Genomic DNA, 17,051 nt, shown 5'->3' with positions numbered 1-17,051 from the left:
CGGCCGTGTCGCCGACCTCGGTGTGAACGGCGTAGGCGAAGTCCAGCGGCATCCCCCCGCGCGGCAGGGTGATCAGCGCGCCCTTGGGCGTGAAGACGAAGACCTGATCCAGGTACATCTCCAGCTTGGCGTGCTCGACCCAGTCCTCGCCGCCCTCGCCGTGCTCGATCACCTGCACGAGATGGCGCAGGTTCTGCAGCGGATCGCGCCCGCCGGCCTGCTCCATGGCTTCCTTGTCGAAGCCGTAGGACTTGTTCTTGTAGCGCCAGTGCGCCGCAACACCTTCTTCCGCCACGCGCTCCATGTCGGCGGTGCGGATCTGCATCTCGATACGCAGGCCGCCCGGCCCGACCACGGTCGTGTGCAGGCTGCGGTAGTTGTTGGACTTGGGCGTCGAGATGAAGTCCTTGAACCGCTCTGGCACCATCGGCCACTCGCGGTGGATGACCCCCAGGGCGCGGTAGCAGTCGTCCTCAGCCTCGACGATCACCCGAAAGCCGTAGATGTCCGACAGCGACGAGAAGCCCACCGACTTGCGTTGCAGCTTCCTCCAGATCGAATAGGGCGTCTTCTGTCGGCCATAGACCTCGGCCTTGACGCCCGCCTCGGCCAGAACCCGCTGCACCTCGGCGGCGACGCCGTCGGTGGCCCGGCCGTGCTCCAGCTTCAACGCCTCCAGCCGCCGCTCGATGGCGGTGCGGGCCGTCGGGTTCAGATAGGTGAAGGCCAGCTCCTCCAACTCGGAGGCGATGGAGTGGATGCCGATCGACCGGCCCAGGGGCGCATAGACCTCCAGGGTCTCGCGGCTGATCCGCTCGCGCTTCTCCGGCTTCACATACTGGAGGGTGCGCATGTTGTGCAGGCGGTCGGCCAGCTTGACCAACAGCACCCGCACGTCGCGGCTGATGGCCAGGATGAATTTGCGCAGATTCTCGGCCTGGCGCGTGTGCTCGGCCTGCAGCTCCAGCCGGCTCAGCTTGGTCACGCCCTCGACCAGGCCAGCGATCTCTTCGCCAAACATGGCGGCGATGTCGTCACGCGTGGCCGATGTGTCCTCGACCACGTCATGCAGCAGGGCGGTGACGATGGTGGCCGTGTCCAGCCGATAGTCGGTCAGTATGCCCGCGACCTGGATCGGATGGGCGAAATAGGGATCGCCCGAGGCCCGCAACTGCGAGCCGTGCATCTTCATCGCATAGACATAGGCCCGGTTCAGCAGGTCTTCGTCAGCGGTGGGATCATAGGCGCGAACCGCCTCGACCAGCTCGAACTGGCGCAGAATGGACGTGCGCTTGCCCGCCGTTTCGGCGGATGGCGGCGGGTCGTTTCGGTTCGCAGCCTTGGGTTTCGGCGCAGCCTCGGCAGGCCGCGCCGGCAGAATGGTGACGCCTGTGCCCGGCTCGGCCGTCAGTAGCGCTCCTCCTGGCCGCCGTCGCGGTCGCTTTGCAGGGCGCGGATCAGCTCCTGCTCGGCCATGTTCATGTGCTGCGGTTCGGCCAGCAGGGCCACCGTTTCGGCCTCGTCCTCGGCCTCGGTGCGCTCGTCGACGCGTTGCAGGGTGGTGATGATGTTCTCGCGCAGCTCGTCCGGCACGACGGCGTCGTCGGCCAGTTCGCGCAGGGCCACGACCGGGTTCTTGTCGTTGTCGCGATCGATCAGCAGCGGCGCGCCATTGGCGATGTTGCGGGCGCGGTGACCGGCCAGCAGAACCAGGCCGAACCGGTTCGGCACCTTCTCGATGCAGTCTTCGACAGTGACGCGAGCCATGAATTCCTCGGGAGGCGCGGGGAGTGAACCCGTCAAAATATAGAGCGAAGAGACATTGTGCAATGCAGTGAAGGCCGAAATCAGGCCGTCACAACGGTCTGGCGTCCCGCCCCACGGTCGCCGCATCGGCCAGGGCGTCGGCGCGGCCGCCCATCGGATGCTCCCAATCCGGCGCGATCTCGGCCAAGGGTCCCATGACGAAGCGCCGTTCCGCCGCACGGGGATGGGGCAGGATCAGGCCGTCCAGATCACCGCTCAGCCGCCCATAGGCCACCAGGTCCAGGTCCAGGGTGCGCGGCGCGTTACGGCGTCCGCGTTCGCGCCCGAACACCTGTTCGATCCGACCCAGGGCCGCCATCAGGGCGTGCGGGTCCAGATCGGTGCGCACAATCGCCACGCCGTTCAGGAACGCCGGATCGGTCGGATCGGGCCAGGCCGCCGAGCGCCACCAGGACGACCGGGCGACGATGTCGATCCCCTCTGCTCGGAACCGGGCCAGCGCCGCCTCCAGCGCCTGTGCGCAATCGCGCCAGACCCCCTTGTCATTGCAGCCGAGGGCGACGATGACGGCGTCATCCATCGCGATGTCCTCGCCTACATATTCGCCCTGACCGGATTGACCCATGACGCAATATAACACCGACCGGCTCGCCCTGTTCATCGACGGCGCCAATCTTTATTCGGCGGCCAAGGCGCTGAACGTCGATCTCGACTTCCGCAAGCTGCTGGACGCCTTCGCCGCCAAGGGCAAGCTGATCCGCGCCTACTATTACACCGCCCTGATCGAGGGCGACGAGTTCTCTCCGGTCAAGCCGCTGGTGGATTGGCTGGACTACAACGGCTTCACCGTCGTGACCAAGCCGGTCAAACGCTACACCGACGCCCAAGGGCACAGCCGCACCAAGGGCAATATGGACGTCGAGATCGCCGTCGACATGCTGGGGCTGTCGCCGCACCTGGACCATGTGGTGCTGTTCTCGGGCGACGGCGACTTCCGCCGCCTGGTGCAGGCGGTTCAGGCCAAGGGGGTGCGGGTCACCGTCGTCTCTTCGGTCAAGAGCCAGCCGCCTCAGATCTCCGACGAACTGCGCCGCCAGGCCGACGCCTTCATCGACCTGGCCGATCTGTCCCAGGACGTGGGCCGTCCGCGCGCGCCGCGAGACGACCGGGCGTGAGCTTGAACCCCGAGCCGCCGCGCGACTGTCCGCTGTGTCCACGGCTGGTCGAATACCGGGCCGAGAACCGGCGCGCGCATCCCGACTGGTGGAACGGCCCGGCGCCGTCGTTCGGCGATCCGAACGCGCGGCTGTTGGTGGCGGGGCTGGCGCCCGGCCGCACCGGGGCCAACCGCACCGGGCGGCCCTTCACCGGCGACGGGGCGGGCTGGCTGCTGTACGAAACCCTGATCGCGACCGGGTTCGCGCGCGGAACCTATGAAGCGCGGCCCGACGACGGGCTGGAGTTGGTCGACTGCATGATCACCAACGCCGTCCGCTGCGCCCCGCCCGGCAACAAGCCCCTGCCGGTCGAGGAGAAGGCCTGCCGTCCCTTCCTGGCTGCGCGGCTTCAGGCCCTGCCCCGGCTCAAGGTCATCGTGACGCTCGGCGACGTGTCGCGCCGCAATGTGCTGAAGGCCCTGGGCCTGCCGGGTTCGGCGGCCCCGGCGGGGCATGGCGTGGAGGCCCAGGTCGGACCCTACATCCTGCTGAACAGCTATCACTGCTCGCGGCTGAACACGAACACCGGCCGCCTGACGCCCGCGATGTTCCGGGCCGTCTTCGATCGCGCCAAGGCCCTGATCGACGCCTGACCGGCGTCGTTAACCCCTCGGTCAGCACGAAGTGTTGCACTCGCATCACGCGAATCGGCGGCGGCGTGAGTCGCCCGCCAGGACGCGGAACAGTGAAGTGGTGTTTGCGTTCGTAGCCGCACAGGAGGCTGGGATGCGGAAGACGACCAAGGTGTTCACCCGCAGCGAGCGCAAGGCGGCGCTTTGGGCCTTGACGATGGCGGCGGCGATCACCGCCGGAGGCTTGCTGATCGAACAGACGTGGCGGCGGCCTTCGTTGGGACCCGACGGCGCGGCGTCTTACAGTTTCGCGCCGTTGCCGGGGGTTCTGGACGCGCGCCCGGCGAGCTAATCCGGGTTCGTCCCGTTCTCAACCCTTGTCGCGCATCAGGCGGGCCTTGTCGCGCTGCCAGTCGCGGGCGGCCTCGGTTTCGCGCTTGTCATGCAGCTTCTTGCCTTTGGCCAGGGCGATCTCCAGCTTCGCCTTGCCGTCTTCGTTCAGATACAGGCGCAGCGGAATGATGGTCTGGCCGTCGCGCTGGACCGCGCCGATCAGCCGGTCGATCTGCTTGCGATGCAGCAACAGCTTCCGGGGCCGCCGCGGTTCGTGGTTGAAGCGGTTGGCCTGTTTGTACGGCGGGATGTCGGCGTTGATCAGCACGACCTCGCGCCCCTCGGGCGAGACATAGGATTCCGCGATATTGGCCCGTCCGTCGCGCAGGGCCTTGATCTCGGTGCCCAGCAGTTGGATGCCCGCCTCGATATTGTCTTCCAGGAAGTAGTCGAAGCGCGCGCGCCGGTTCTCGGCGATCAGCTTGGTCTTGGGTTTCTCGGCGGCCATCAGGCGACGCCGGCCTCGGCCAGGGCGCGATCCAGCAGCGGGCGCACGTCCGCGCGCGTCGGAACCAGCGGCAGACGCACCTCTTCGGCGCACAGACCCAGTTTCGCCAGGGCGTATTTCGCCGGCGACGGCGACGAATCCAGGAACAAGGCGCGATGCAGGCCGATCAGCCGGTCCTGCCACAGGCGCGCGGTTTCCAAGTCCCCCGCCTCGACGGCGTCATACAGGGCCACCATGCCCTCCGGCGCGACGTTGGAGGTCACCGAGATCACGCCGTGACCGCCGGCCGCCTGATAGCCCAGCCAACTGGCGTCATCGCCGGAAATCAGAGCGAACCCCTCGGTGATATTGGCCCGCATCCAACCGATCCGGCCCAGGTCGCCGGTGGCGTCCTTGATGCCCACGATGTTCGGTTGCGCCGCCAGGGCCGCCACCGTCTCATTGGCCAGATCCACGCCCGTGCGGCCCGGCACATTGTACAACAGCACCGGCAGTTGCACCGCCTCGGCGATGGCTTCGAAATGGGCCTGCAAACCCGCCTGCGAGGGCCGATTGTAATAGGGGGTCACCACCAGCGCCCCGTCGGCGCCGACGGTCTTGGCGTAGCGAACCAGGTCGATGGCCTTGTCGGTCGCCGACGACCCGGCGCCCGCGATCACGCGGATGCGTCCGGCGGCGACTTTCACGGCCAATTCGACCACGCGCTGGTGCTCGTCCAGGTGCAGGGTCGCGCTCTCGCCGGTCGTGCCCATGGGCACGACGCCGTGAACCCCCGCCGCGATCTGGCGTTCCAGCAGCCGGGCGAAGGCGTCTTCGTCCACGTTTCCGTCACGAAGAGGTGTGATCAGGGCGGTGATCACGCCCTTGAACAGGGGGGCGTTCATGGAAACAAAAGGCCTGTGTGGGATAAGTAGGCGTTAGACGCCCTTGCCGTATGCAGGAGGTTTAGGTCGGCGCCGCCCGCGCCGCAACCGCGTAGAATGGGGATATTCAGGTTGATGATCGCGACTGTCCTGGCCACCGTCCTGGCGGCGACCGCACCCTTGCCTCAGTCGCTGAACGGCCAACCCACGCCCTATTCGGCCCCGGCCTATCAGCCGCGCGTGCTGAACGACGCCGATACGGCCGCCTTTCGTCAGGGCCTGACCGCCGCGCGCGCGCGCGATGTCGGCGGCGCGCGCCTGGCCATGTCGCAGATCAGCGACCCCACGGCGCGCAAACTGGTCGAATGGGCCTTGATCGACACGGCCGCCAATCAAATGGCCTATGTCGAGCTGGCCCAGGCGTCCCAGGCGATGGCGCGTTGGCCGCGCGGCGATTCACGCCGTTCGGCGACCGAGCTGTCGCTGGACCTGTCGGGCGCGGGACCGGACGCCGCCCTGGCCCTGTTCGCCGACGCCCCGCCCACGACGGTTCAGGGCGCCATCGCCCTGGCCGACGCCTATGAGCAGCGCGGCCGTCGCGACGAGGCTCAGCGTCTGATCCGCGATTGGTGGCGCACCCGCTCGTTCGACGACGCCCAGCAGAGCCGCATCCTGAACCGCTGGTCCGCCTGGCTGACGGCCGAGGATCACGACGCCCGCCTGTCGATGCTGCTGTTGGGACCGCACGGCCCGGCGACGCGCGCCATGGTCAATCTGGCGTCGCCCGACATGCGCACCGTGGCCCAGGCGGCCATGAGCCTGCGCACCGCCTATTCGCCCGACGGCGTCGTGTCGGGTCTGACCCCGTCCCAGGCCCTGCATCCGGCCGTGGTGCTGGAGCGGGTCCGCATCCTGCGCGCCGCCGGTCGTCAGAGCGAGGGTTTCGCCCTGTTGTCGGCCCTGCCCGCCGCCCCGTCGCACAAGGACGGCCAGGACACCCTGTGGAGCGAGCGCAAGAACTACTTCCTCGACGCCCTGCGGTTCGGGAACGATCGCGGCGCCTATGACGCCATGGCGGGGGCCGACTTCCCGGCGGGCGACCGCAAGGTGGACGGCGAGTTCTTCGCCGGCTGGGCCGCTCTCACGAAGCTCAACGACCCCGTCACCGCCGCGCGCCACTTCGAGACCCTGCGCGGAATGTCATCGACGCCGATCACCCAGGGCCGCGCCCTGTACTGGCTGGGCCGTGCGGCCGAGGCGCGCGGCGATCAGGCGGCGGCTCGGGCCTTCTACGCCGAGGGCGGACGCCACATTCAATCCTTCTACGGCCAACTGGCCGCGGAAAAGGCCGGGATCGAGACCCTGGTCCTGCCCAGCGATCCCGTTCCGTCCCAGGCCGATGTCGCGCGCTTCGAAAGCGACGACTTGGTCCGCGCCCTGCGTATTCTGGGCGAGACCGGCGAGACCTCGCTGTACCGCGTCTTCGCCTTCGCCGCCGACGACCAGCTTCCGGGCGCCGTCGATCTGGCGCTGCTGATCGACATGACGCGCGGCTATGGCGAATGGTTCACCTCCATGATGGTCGGCCGCGCGGCCAGCCAGCGCGGCTTCCTGATGCCCGAGCGACAATATCCGGTGCGGATGCCGCCCCAGGTCGCGGGCGCGGCGCCCCTGCCCTTCACCCTGGCCATCACGCGCCAGGAATCCAGCTTCGACCCCCGCGCCCTGTCGGGCGCCAATGCGCGCGGCATGATGCAGTTCATCCCGGCCACCGGCGCCGCGGTCGCGCGGCAACTGGGCCTGCCCTTCTCGGCCGAGCGGCTTTACGATCCCGACTACAACATGACCCTGGGCAGCTTCCACCTGGGCGAGACCCTGTCGAACGCGGGCGGCTCCTATCTGTTGTCGGCCGTGGCGCACAACGCGGGCGAAGGCCGCATCCGCATGTTCGTCTCGCGTTGCGGCGATCCGCGCGGCGGCCAGGTCGATCCCCCCGACTTCGTCGAATGCGTGCCGTTCAGCGAGACGCGCGACTACATGATGCGGGTGCTGGAGAATATGACGATCTACAAGGCGCGCCTGAACGGCGGCTCGGCCCCGCTGACGTTGTCGACCGACCTGCGCGCCGGTGCGCCCGAGGGACCGCGTCCGTATTCGGCCGACGGAAACTAGGCCCGCCGCGCCGACAGCAACGGCCCGTCGGGTCCTTCGATCCAGCGCCCGGTCAGGCCGAAGGCGTGCATCAATGTTTCGGATCTCAGAGCCTCCAGCGGCGGTCCATCGGCCATGACCCCGCCACGGCGCATCACCACCACCCGGTCGGCGAAGCGCGCCGCCAGCCCAAGGTCATGCAGACTGACCAACACCGCGTGGCCGCCGTCGGCTCGTTCCCGCAACCGCTCCATCACCAGCAGCCGCGCGTCAGGGTCCAGTCCCGCCGCCGGTTCATCCGCCAGCAGCATCGGCGCTGAGCTGACCAAGGCGCGCGCCAGCAGAACTCGCGCTCGCTCGCCTCCTGACATCTCCGCCACGCCGCGATCAGCCAAATCGCCCACGCCGACAGCCTCCAGCGTCGTCCGCGCGCGCTCCAACGCTGCTTCGCCCTCCAGGAAGGGCGCGCCCAGGGCCGCGACCTCGACCGCCGGCAGATTCCAAGCGATGCGCCGATCCTGGGGCAGATAGGCGGCCCGTCGCGCCCGTTCCCGATCCGGCAGATCGCCCAAGGGCGCCGCGCCCGCGTCCAGCCTCATCAGGCCCAAGGCGGCGCGCAGCACGCTGGTCTTGCCCGCTCCGTTCGGCCCGCACAGAGCCACCAGTTCGCCGAGCTGCAGGCTCAGATTGACGCTGTCCAGTACCGGCCGTTCGCCCAGCCGCGCCGTCGCCCCCTTGAGCAGAACCTCGCTCACAGCCGCCACTCCCGCGCCGCGCGCCAGGCGATCAGGGCGAACAGCGGCGCGCCGACCAGGGCGGTGAACACGCCCAGCTTCAGCTCCTGATCCGTCGGCGTCATCCGCGCCAGCAGATCGGCCGAGACCAGCATCAACCCTCCCGCCAAGGCCGACGGCAGCAGGATGCGCCCCGGATCGCCGCGCACCGCCGCCCGCACCAGGTGCGGCGCGGCCAGGCCGACGAAGCCGATCACCCCCGCCGCCGCCACCGCCGCGCCCGTCGCTACGGTGGCGGCGATCAAGGCCAGCAGTCGCAGCCGCGTCATGGGCAATCCCGAGGTCGCGGCCGTCTCTTCGCCCAGACTCAGCATGCGCAGGCCTGGCGCGGCCAGCGTCGCCAACAGGGCCGACAAGGCCAGGGGCGGCGCGACCCACAACACGTCGATCCAGCTTCGGTTCTGGACCGAACCCAGCAGCCAGCTCATCACCTCGGCCGTGGCGATGGGCGAAGGCGACAGGTTGAACACCAGGGCCGTCAACGCGCCCGCGAAGCTGGACAGGGCCACGCCGAACAGGATCAGGGCCTCGGGCTGGCGCACCCGCGCCGCGAAACCGACCAGCAGCAGCCCGCCGCCGCCCGCGCCGACCAGGGCCGAAACCTCGACCGCGCCTGGTAGGGCCGCCGCGCCCGCGACGATGGCCAGGGCCGCGCCCAGGGCCGCCGTCGCCGACACGCCCAAGACGCCCGGATCGGCCAGCGGATTGCGCAGCAAACCCTGCATCACCGCCCCGGCCAGCCCCAGCGCCGCCCCCACCATCAGGGCGCAGACCGCACGCGGCGCCCGCACCGCCCACAACACCTCGCCTGGGCCGGAAGCCGGATCGGTCAGGCCTTGCAGCCATTGGCCCGGCGTCAGCAGAGTCTCGCCCAGCAGCACCGCCAGCACGGCCGCCGCGACGACGCCCATGGCCAGGCCGACGATCAGTCCCGGCCGCCGCATCACGCCTGATCCGCCAGCATCGCCGCCGCATCGGCCGCGAACCAGGCCGGGCAAGACACCACCGATCCCGGCAGCCGCGCCGCCGTGCGTCCCTGGGCCGCCTTGCGCACCACCGGATGACGCCCGATCCCGCGCCAATCGGCCCGCGTCTGCTCGAAGAAGGCCAGGATGAAACGCGTCGGCGGCTCCAGCGCGATGCGCTCGACGCTGACGGCGCCAAAACCCGGCGACGCCGCATTGACGTAACCGGCGGCCGTCAGGATGGCGTCGACCAGGGTCCCCGCCCCCGCCGTGAATCCGCCCGCTGTCAGATACAGGGCCGTCCCCCGCGACCGATCCGTTCGCGCATGCTCCAGCTGCGCCCGCATATGGTTCAACGCCGCCTCGCCCCGCGCCGGGCGGCCCAGCGCCCGCGCCACGTCGCGAACATTGCCCCGCACGCCGTCGAAATCCGTCGCGTCGTCCAGGGTCACGACGCGCGCGCCGCGCCGCTCCAGCGCCGCCAGCAGACGCGGCTCGCCGCCCCAGTATCGAACCACGACGTCAGGGTCGAACCCGACCGCCGCCTCCAGCGTCGGCCGCACCCGACGGCGGCCCACGGCCTCACGACGCAGCCAGGCGTCAGGGTCGTCGGCGCGCGGCGACAGGGCCAGATCCAGCTCGGGCGCCAGGGCCAGCACATACTGGTCCGCGCATTGATCCAGCGACATCACCCGCAAGGGCCGCGCCTCGGCCGCCCCGCTCGCCAGGATCAGCGCCGCGCAAACCGCGGCCGACCAGGCGCGCCTCACGGTTCGATCAAGCCCTCGAACAGGGCGTCCAGAAGGGTCCGAGCCAGCCGCTCACGCTCGACCCAGTCGAAATAGGTCTTGGTGATCATCAACGAGACCACGCCGTGACCCGCCGCCCAGATGGCCTGGGCCGCCGCCTTGGGATCGCCCTTCAGCCGTCCCGTCGCCGCCACTTCCTCAACCACCGACTGGAACGAGCCGAACAGGCTGGCGCCCAGTTCTTGCGCGGCGGTGATGGCGCCTTCCCGCGCCTCGACCGGGCGGGTCATATAGACCAGGCGATAGGCGTTCGGATTGTCGAAGCCGAAGCGGATATAGGTCTCGATCATGCCGCGCAGCCGCACCTCCGGCGGTCCCGCCTTGGCCGACGCCTCGTCATTGGTCGCCTGCAAGGCCTCGAAGGTCTCGCGGCAGATCTCGTGCAGGATCTCGCTCTTTTCCGAGAAGTGCATGTACAGGGCCGTGGACGACAGCCCCACCTCGTCCGCGATCTTGCGGATGGTCGCGCCTTCATAGCCGTGCTCGACGAAGATCCGTTCGGCCGCGGCCAGGATTTCGGCGCGCCGGGAGTGGCCTTCCCCCTTGGGCTTGCGGGTCCGGCCAGGATGGGTGGCGGTGTCGGTCAACTCAGGCTCCGCGCCGTACAGGCGGCTCTCCATAGCGGCATTCGACCGGCCGCGCCAATCGAGCCGACGTTCGACGCGCCTATTCGCCCTTCGGCCGGTTCACCCGGGGACCGAGAACCGGTAACCCTGTCGTCATGGGGGCGGATGGATCAGAACCAAAGGCCATGGGACCGCCGTTCGCCGACAGCGCGGCGCGGCTGGGACCGACGCCGATCCAGGCGGCGGCGACGCTCGGCGTCGTCCTATTGCCGACGGCGGCCTTCGTCGCGGCCCCTGCCGGAACCTTCGCCTGTCTCGTGGTCGGGGTGCAGGGCCTGTTTCTGGTCTCGGCCTTGTGGCGCCTGCTGTTGGTGCTGGCCAGCCGCCTCCCCCCGCCCGCCCGAGACCCGCCGGGAACCTGGCCGCGCTACACCATCCTGGCGGCCTTACATGACGAGGCGCAGGTTCTGCCGCAACTGGTCGAGCGCCTGTCCGAGATCGACTATCCGCCCGAACGGCTGGAGGGCTTTCTGGTGCTGGAGGCCGACGATGAAGCCACCCTGGCCGTCGCCCGCGCCACGCCGCGTCCGCAATGGCTGCGTCTGCTGATCGTTCCCGACGGCTTTCCGCGCACCAAGCCCCGCGCCCTGAACCATGCGCTCGCGGTCTCCACCGGCGAATTCGTCACCGTCTATGACGCCGAGGACACGCCCGATCCGCTGCAACTGCGCGAGGCGGCCGCGCGGTTCACCGATGATCCCGACCTGGGCTGTCTCCAGGCGCCGCTGCGCATTCGCCGGAAATACAAGGCCAAAGCGTCATCGCCCTTCATCGACCGTCAATTCGCGGCCGAATACGCCGCCCTGTTCGAGGTGACCCTGCCCGGCATGGCGGCGTTGGGCCTGCCGTTTCCGCTGGGCGGCACTTCGAACCACCTTCGCGCCGAGGCCCTGAGGCAGGTCGGCGGCTGGGACAGCCACAACGTCACCGAAGATGCCGACCTGGGATTCCGCCTGTGGCGCGCCGGATGGCGCGGCGGCGTCATCGCCCGGCCGACCTATGAAACTCCGCCCGGCGGTCTGCACGCTTGGCTGCCCCAGCGGTGTCGTTGGCTTAAGGGCTTCATGCAGACCTGGGGCGTGCACACTCGAAAGCCGTCCGAACTGGGCTGGCGCGGGCTGCTCTCCCTGTGCCTGACGCTGGGCATGGCGATCCTGTCGGCCCTGGCCCACGCCCCCGCCCTGGCCTGGCTGTTGTCGGCGGTCCTGTTGTCCGTGTCGGCCCAGGTGTCGCCGGCGACGCCGCCGTTGGCGATCGGCGTGCTGTTGATCGGCGCGGCGTCGGCTTGGATCACCACCCTGATCGGGGCGCGACGCGCGCGGGTTTCTTACGGCCTGGCCGACATGCTGGCCGCGCCCGCCTATTGGTCGATGCTGACCCTGGCCTTCATGCACGCCGCCTGGCGGCTGGTGGTCGAACCGCACGCCTGGGACAAGACGCCCCACGTGCCGGACGCGCCCGCCGTCATCGAGGGCGGCGACACGCGCGCCACTGGACGCCGGGCCGCCTGACCGCCTATCAGCCGAGCATGGCTCCCGTCCTGTCGCCCAGTCCCGAAACCCTCGTCACCCACGGCTGGCGCGACTACGCCCTGTTGGACAGCGGCGGCGGCAGGAAGCTGGAACGCTATGGCCGCCACACCGTGGTGCGGCCCGAGCCGCAGTGTTTCTGGGCGCCCAAGGACCCCGGCGCCTTCGACCGCGCCGACGCCGTGTTCGATCCGACGGGCGAGGAGGACGACGGCCGCTGGCGTTTCTCGGGCAAGCCGATCGAGGCCTTTCCCCTGGCCTGGAACGACGTGAAATTCACCGGCCGGTTCACGCCCTTCCGCCACCTGGCCTTCTTTCCCGAACAGGCCGCCAACTGGGCCTGGATGGACCAGCGTGTTCGCAGGCTGGAGCGTCCGCGCATCCTGAACCTGTTCGGCTACACCGGCGTGGCCAGCCTGGCCCTGGCGGCGGCGGGCGCCGAGGTCACCCACGTCGACGCCTCCAAGAAGTCGGTGAACTACGCTCGCGAGAACGCGGCCCAGTCCGGGCTGGAGAACGCGCCCATCCGCTGGATCGTGGAAGACGCCCGCAAATATGTGGCCCGCGAGGTCCGGCGCGGTTCGAGATATCACGGCGTCGTCCTGGACCCGCCGAAATACGGGCGCGGGCCGACCGGCGAGGTCTGGCGGTTGTTCGAGGATCTGCCCGGTCTGTTGACCGACTGCGCCGCCCTGCTGGGCGACGACGCGGACTTCCTGTTGCTGAACGCCTATGCCGCGCGCATCTCGGGCCTGTCGCTGGCGCATCTGACGGCCCAGGCGACGGCGGATCGCAGCGGGCGCATCGACTGGGGCGAACTGGCCCTGTCCGAGGACGGGCCGGACGCCCGCGCCATCGGCCTGTCGTTCTTTTCGCGCTGGAGCGCCTGATGGACGCGGTCATCACCTCCCTGACCAATGAGACGGTCAAGTCGGTGCGCGCGCTGCACGCCAAGAAGGAGCGTGAGGCGACCGGGCTGTTCCTTGCCGAAGGCTTGAAATTCATCGGCGAAGCCCTTGATCTGAAACACACGCCCCAGATGCTGCTGGTCGGCCAGGACGCCCGGCCGCACCCGCTGCTGGACCGCGCCAAGGCCGAGACGCGCGCCAAGGGCGGCCGGATCGTCATCGTCACCCACGCCATCCTCGAAAAGATCAGCCGCCGCGACAATCCGCAGACGGTGCTGGGCGTGTTTCGCCAGACCTGGACGCCGCTGGACGCCATAGAACCCGCCCAGGCCCCCTGCTGGGTGGCGCTGGAGCAGGTGCGTGATCCGGGCAATCTGGGCACCATCATCCGCACTGCCGACGCGGCCGGGTGCGGCGGGGTGATCCTGATCGACGATTGCGTCGATCCCTTCTCGGTCGAGGCCGTGCGCGCCACCATGGGTTCGGTCTTCGCCGTCTCCATCAGCCGCACGACATCCGAGGAATTCCTGGCCTGGCGCGCGCGCTGGCCGGGCAGCGTGATCGGCACCCGGCTGGACGCCACGGCGGGCTATCGCGACGGTGCGGCGCAACGCCCGGCCCTGCTGCTGATGGGCAATGAACAGGCGGGTCTGACCGACCGCCTGGCCGCCGCCTGCGACGTCAATGTCAAGATTCCCATGCGCGGCCGCGCCGACAGCCTGAACCTGGCCATCGCCACGGGGATCATGGTCTATGCCCTGACGGAGGGGGCGGCCTAGCCCGGATGCCGCTCCAGGCGGATGTCGCGAACCGCCGACCAGCCCTGTTCGGCGTTTCCGGTCAGGCGCACGATGCCCGAACCGCCCCTGAGTTCCTGGTGCGTCCGATAGGCGCCGTCCACGCCGTGCTCGCCGTCGAACACCACGTCATCGATGTAATAGGGCCGTCGTCCCGGCTCCTGGACGAACAGGTGAATATGCGCCGGCATGGTCATGTCGGGATAGGGCGCGGGCTTGATGGTGTCGAAGGCGTAGCGGCCGTCCGGTCCCGTGCGGACCCAGCCTCTCAACCGTCCGTGACGACGGCTCCACACGCTTTCCGACGACCCGTCCGCATACAGGCCCTGGGCGTTCGTCTGGTGGGCATAGATCACCACGTCGGCGGCGGGCGTCACGCCGTCGGCGGCCAGGACGCGGCCGGTCAGACGCAACCGTTCGCCCGGCGTCCCCGGCGGGGCCAGGGTCACCGACGGCGTCAGGCCGGCGGGCGCCCGTTCAGTCGTCGCCTCGCACCCTTCGCAGACATAGAGATCGCTTCGTACAGGCGGGGCGGCTTGACCGGTCTGCTCAGCCTGGGCCGATCCGCTGCGTGAACAGGCCGCCACGATCCCGAGAACACCGACCGAACCCAGGCCGAAGGCCACACCGCGCCTGTCCATCGCATCCACTCCGTCCGTTCCCCGGCGGCTGAGGCTAGCCACATACACGCTCTTTAGAAAAGAGGCCTGTATTGAACCGTCAGGTCCCGCGCGGCTTGGCCCGCGTGGTCGCTTCGGCGTTGGCGGGGTCTTCGGGCCAGGGGTGTTTCGGATAGCGGCCGCGCATTTCGCCGCGCACCGCCGCCCAGGACCCGGCCCAGAAGCCCGGCAGGTCCTGGGTCACCTGCACCGGCCGCCGCGCGGGCGATAGCAGGGCCAGGGTCAGGGGCGCACGCCCGCCGCCGACGGTCGGATGGGTCTTGACCCCGAACAGCTCCTGCACCCGGATGTCGACGCGCGGGCCGCCCTCGGCGGCGTAGTCGATGGCCGCGCTGCCCAGCGGCGTCTCCAGCCGGGTCGGGGCCAGGGCGTCCAGCGACCGTTGCAGGTCCCACGGGATCAGGCCGCGCAATCCCTGTTCCAGCGCCCCGTCCGTGATCGTGGACAAGGCGTCCGCATCGCCCAGCAACGGCTCCAGCCAGGTCTCGGCAGACGCCGTCAGTCCTTCGTCCGACACATCCGGCCAGGCCGCATCCAGACCGTGTAGGAAGGCCAGGCGCGCGCGCAGCGCCCCGGCGCGTTCACCCCACCGCAAGGCGCCCGGTCCCTTTGACTGGAACTCGGCCTTCAGGGCCGCCGTCACCGCCGCCCGATCCGGCGTCCCGATGACCTTTTCCGCCAGGGTCAGCGCCCCGATCCGGCGCAGACGGCGCAGGGTCAGACGACCCGACGGTTCGCGCGCCACCCGATCCTCCTCGACGACCAGATGCGCCAGGTCGGTCGTCAGCGCCGTCTCGTCCAGCCGCGCCGCCAGACGGATGCGGTCCTTGGCCTCGCCGCCGCCCAGTTCGCCGACCGCCAGCCAGGACGCCCGCGCCAAGGGATCGTGCGGGTCCAGGTGCGCGCCCCGGCCGGACGCCAGCAAGACCTCGCCCGCCTTGCCCCGCGCCCGGGCGATCCGTTCAGGAAAGACCTCGGCCAACAGACGGCCGGGGTCGACCGCACCGTCGACGCCGCCGCCCGCCGCCCTGGCCCAGCGGTCGATCAGAACGCCGGCGTCCTTGCCGCGCGGCGACCGGTCGCGCGCCAGGCCCTTCAGCCGCTCGGCCAGATCGATCTCGTTCCCGCCCAGCCCCGGCTCCGACAGCACCGCCGCGATGCGCGCGCCTAGCCGCGCGTCGCCCGCATCCGAGGCCGCGGCGACCATATGCGCCAGCCGAGGCGACAGCGGAATCCGCGCCAGACGCCGCCCATGACCCGTCAATGCGCCCTCACCGTCCAACGCGCCCAGCCGCGCCAGCACCTTGCGCGCCTCGGCGAAGGCCCCGGCGGGCGGCGGGTCCAGCAGGGCCAACCCCTCGGCCGATTTCGCCCCCCAGCGCGCCAGGTCCAACGCCAGGCCGGTCAGGTCGGTCTCCAATATCTCGGGCCGCTGGTGCGGAACCAGGCCGCGCGTCTGTTCCTGATCCCACAGGCGATAGCACACGCCCGGTTCGATCCGGCCCGCGCGGCCCCGACGTTGTTCCGCCGACGACCGGCTGACGCGCACCGTCGCCAGACGGGTCAGGCCGCTGGCCGGATCGAAACGCGGCACGCGCGACAGGCCGGAATCGACCACCACCCGCACCCCTTCAATGGTCAGGCTGGTCTCGGCCACCGAGGTCGCCAGCACGACCTTGCGCCGCCCTGGCGCGGCCGGTTCGATGGCCTGGTCCTGGGCCGCCTTGTCCATGGCTCCATACAGGGGCGCGATCTCGACCGACGGATCGCGCAGCCGTTCGGCCAGCCTCTGGGCCGTGCGGCGGATCTCGCCCTGGCCCGGCAGAAAGGCCAGGATCGAGCCGGTCTCCTCGGCCAGGGCGGTCAGACAGGCGCGGACGACCGCGTCCTCGACCCGCACCGCCGGATCGCGGCCCAGATACCGCGTCTCGACCGGAAAGGACCGCCCCTCGGTCTCGATGACCGGCGCGGCCACGCCCTCGGCGTCGGCCAACAGCCGCGACACGCCCGCGATGTCCAAGGTCGCCGACATGACCACGATCTTCAGGTCGTCGCGCAGCAGGGTCTGGCTCTCGCGCGCCAGGGCCAGACCCAGGTCGGCGTCCAGACTGCGTTCGTGGAATTCGTCGAACAGAACGGCGGACACGCCGTCCAAGCCCGGGTCGTCCAGAATCATTCGGGTGAAGACGCCCTCCGTCACCACCTCGATCCGCGTCTTCGGGCCGATCCGGCTCTGCAGCCGGGTGCGATAGCCGACCGTCTCGCCCGGCGCCTGGCCCAGGGTCTTGGCCATCCGCTCGGCCGCCGCCCGCGCGGCCAAGCGTCGCGGCTCCAGCACCAAGATCCGTCCCTCGCCCACCCCCGGCTGGTCCAACAGGGCCAAGGGAGCCACGGTCGTCTTGCCCGCACCCGGGGGCGCGGCCAGCACCACCGCCGGATGGGCGGCGACGGCGGCCTTCAAGGCGTCGAGAACGGCGTGGATGGGCAACATCACCCCGGCTCTAGCGGCATCGGGCCGGTTCATGAAAGCGT

General features: G+C 70.0%; 18 protein-coding genes. 7 read left to right on the top strand and 11 right to left on the bottom strand.

The features are described from left to right. From V7D63_RS05390 to folK, 3 genes are all read right to left on the bottom strand, one after another. The coding region (locus V7D63_RS05390) for a RelA/SpoT family protein (protein ID WP_333591237.1) at positions 1-1,192 on the bottom strand (1,192 nt) is incomplete at its 3' end. Positions 1,193-1,407: 215 nt separating this feature from the next. Next, positions 1,408-1,767, bottom strand: coding sequence for a DNA-directed RNA polymerase subunit omega (gene rpoZ / locus V7D63_RS05385; RefSeq protein WP_333591236.1), 360 nt, complete (start codon positions 1,765-1,767; stop codon positions 1,408-1,410). 88 nt (positions 1,768-1,855) lie between these two features. After that, positions 1,856-2,347 carry a 2-amino-4-hydroxy-6-hydroxymethyldihydropteridine diphosphokinase gene (gene folK, locus V7D63_RS05380; RefSeq protein WP_333591235.1) on the bottom strand — a complete coding sequence of 164 codons (492 nt, stop codon included), beginning with the start codon at positions 2,345-2,347 and terminating at the stop codon, positions 1,856-1,858. 43 nt (positions 2,348-2,390) lie between these two features. Between folK and V7D63_RS05375 the strand changes: the two genes are divergently transcribed. The 3 genes from V7D63_RS05375 (at position 2,391) to V7D63_RS05365 (ending at position 3,908) form a co-directional block, all read left to right on the top strand. Beyond that, a complete protein-coding gene (locus V7D63_RS05375; RefSeq protein ID WP_333591234.1) occupies positions 2,391-2,942 on the top strand; it encodes a LabA-like NYN domain-containing protein in 552 nt (183 codons plus the stop codon). Then, entirely contained in the window at positions 2,939-3,577 is a 639-nt protein-coding gene (locus tag V7D63_RS05370) for a uracil-DNA glycosylase (protein ID WP_333591233.1), read from the top strand. Before V7D63_RS05375 ends, V7D63_RS05370 begins: the two co-directional genes overlap by 4 nt. Positions 3,578-3,710: 133 nt before the next feature. Then, positions 3,711-3,908, top strand: coding sequence for a hypothetical protein (locus V7D63_RS05365; RefSeq protein ID WP_333591232.1), 198 nt, complete (start codon positions 3,711-3,713; stop codon positions 3,906-3,908). Between the two features lie 18 nt (positions 3,909-3,926). Here V7D63_RS05365 and smpB read toward each other — a convergent pair whose 3' ends face one another. Then, a complete protein-coding gene (smpB, locus tag V7D63_RS05360; RefSeq protein WP_333591231.1) occupies positions 3,927-4,397 on the bottom strand; it encodes an SsrA-binding protein SmpB in 471 nt (156 codons plus the stop codon). After that, positions 4,397-5,281, bottom strand: coding sequence for a 4-hydroxy-tetrahydrodipicolinate synthase (gene dapA / locus V7D63_RS05355; RefSeq protein WP_333591230.1), 885 nt, complete (start codon positions 5,279-5,281; stop codon positions 4,397-4,399). Before dapA ends, smpB begins: the two co-directional genes overlap by 1 nt. Positions 5,282-5,395: 114 nt before the next feature. On the opposite strand from dapA, the gene V7D63_RS05350 reads away from it, so the two are divergent. Then, positions 5,396-7,432, top strand: coding sequence for a lytic transglycosylase domain-containing protein (locus tag V7D63_RS05350; RefSeq protein WP_333591229.1), 2,037 nt, complete (start codon positions 5,396-5,398; stop codon positions 7,430-7,432). Here V7D63_RS05350 and V7D63_RS05345 read toward each other — a convergent pair. Genes V7D63_RS05345 through V7D63_RS05330 form a run of 4 tightly spaced genes read right to left on the bottom strand, consistent with a single transcriptional unit; the run spans position 7,429 to position 10,566 of the window. Further along, entirely contained in the window at positions 7,429-8,166 is a 738-nt protein-coding gene (locus tag V7D63_RS05345; protein ID WP_333591228.1) for an ABC transporter ATP-binding protein, read from the bottom strand. The genes V7D63_RS05350 and V7D63_RS05345 overlap by 4 nt on opposite strands. Then, positions 8,163-9,149 (bottom strand): FecCD family ABC transporter permease, encoded by a 987-nt coding sequence (locus tag V7D63_RS05340; protein ID WP_333591227.1) that lies wholly within the window; start codon positions 9,147-9,149, stop codon positions 8,163-8,165. The genes V7D63_RS05345 and V7D63_RS05340 overlap by 4 nt, the downstream gene beginning before the upstream one ends. Further along, on the bottom strand, positions 9,149-9,940 hold the full coding sequence (locus V7D63_RS05335) for an ABC transporter substrate-binding protein (RefSeq protein ID WP_333591226.1): 792 nt from the start codon (positions 9,938-9,940) through the stop codon (positions 9,149-9,151). The genes V7D63_RS05340 and V7D63_RS05335 overlap by 1 nt, the downstream gene beginning before the upstream one ends. Next, complete coding sequence (locus V7D63_RS05330; RefSeq protein WP_333591225.1) at positions 9,937-10,566, bottom strand: TetR/AcrR family transcriptional regulator; 630 nt, start codon at positions 10,564-10,566, stop codon at positions 9,937-9,939. Before V7D63_RS05330 ends, V7D63_RS05335 begins: the two co-directional genes overlap by 4 nt. A gap of 164 nt (positions 10,567-10,730) precedes the next feature. On the opposite strand from V7D63_RS05330, the gene V7D63_RS05325 reads away from it, so the two are divergent. Genes V7D63_RS05325 through V7D63_RS05315 form a run of 3 tightly spaced genes read left to right on the top strand, consistent with a single transcriptional unit; the run spans position 10,731 to position 13,821 of the window. Further along, entirely contained in the window at positions 10,731-12,116 is a 1,386-nt protein-coding gene (locus V7D63_RS05325; protein ID WP_333591224.1) for a glycosyltransferase family 2 protein, read from the top strand. Positions 12,117-12,133: 17 nt separating this feature from the next. After that, positions 12,134-13,024, top strand: a complete 891-nt coding sequence (locus V7D63_RS05320; RefSeq protein WP_333591223.1) for a class I SAM-dependent methyltransferase — start codon at positions 12,134-12,136, stop codon at positions 13,022-13,024. Beyond that, positions 13,024-13,821, top strand: a complete 798-nt coding sequence (locus V7D63_RS05315; protein ID WP_333591222.1) for a TrmH family RNA methyltransferase — start codon at positions 13,024-13,026, stop codon at positions 13,819-13,821. Before V7D63_RS05320 ends, V7D63_RS05315 begins: the two co-directional genes overlap by 1 nt. Here V7D63_RS05315 and V7D63_RS05310 read toward each other — a convergent pair. Together V7D63_RS05310 and hrpB are read right to left on the bottom strand one after the other, a co-directional pair. Beyond that, positions 13,818-14,480, bottom strand: coding sequence for a dioxygenase family protein (locus V7D63_RS05310; protein WP_333591221.1), 663 nt, complete (start codon positions 14,478-14,480; stop codon positions 13,818-13,820). The genes V7D63_RS05315 and V7D63_RS05310 overlap by 4 nt on opposite strands. 79 nt (positions 14,481-14,559) lie before the next feature. After that, entirely contained in the window at positions 14,560-17,010 is a 2,451-nt protein-coding gene (hrpB, locus tag V7D63_RS05305) for an ATP-dependent helicase HrpB (RefSeq protein ID WP_333591238.1), read from the bottom strand. Between the last annotated feature and the right edge of the window lie 41 nt (positions 17,011-17,051).

It is taken from the genome of Brevundimonas sp., from assembly GCF_036732845.1.
Taxonomy (GTDB): domain Bacteria; phylum Pseudomonadota; class Alphaproteobacteria; order Caulobacterales; family Caulobacteraceae; genus Brevundimonas.
Note: the sequence above shows the minus strand (reverse complement) of the source record. Positions and strands in the feature narration are given on the sequence as shown.